Here is a 246-nt window from a genome sequence, read left to right as displayed (position 1 = left end):
TCACCTCCACGGGCAATGGCTTCTCCGGCGCCATCAAGACGCTCAACCTCAACGTCAAGGCCAAGCTGATCCGTGTCGAGAACCCTTCCGACAAGGGACCGCACTTCCGCATCTACTCGGGCAACGTCGATTATGCGTAGCGCGGGATTATGCGGAGTCGTTGGCTGGTGGCCGCGGTTTTCAAGGGCTTTTGTGGCGGCGACACTCCGCATAATCCCGTGGAGAGAAGCCGCGGCGCCTCGCTCG

1 pseudogene is annotated in these 246 nt (G+C 61.4%); it reads left to right on the top strand.

Annotated elements, in window-relative coordinates:
• Window positions 1-131 (top strand): annotated as a pseudogene (locus G8O24_RS43405) (DUF736 family protein); the annotation flags it as partial.
• Window positions 132-246: the final 115 nt, after the last annotated feature.

Source organism: Bradyrhizobium campsiandrae (assembly GCF_014529705.1).
GTDB classification, from domain to species: domain Bacteria; phylum Pseudomonadota; class Alphaproteobacteria; order Rhizobiales; family Xanthobacteraceae; genus Bradyrhizobium; species Bradyrhizobium campsiandrae.
This window is presented reverse-complemented; position numbering and strand designations above follow the sequence as displayed.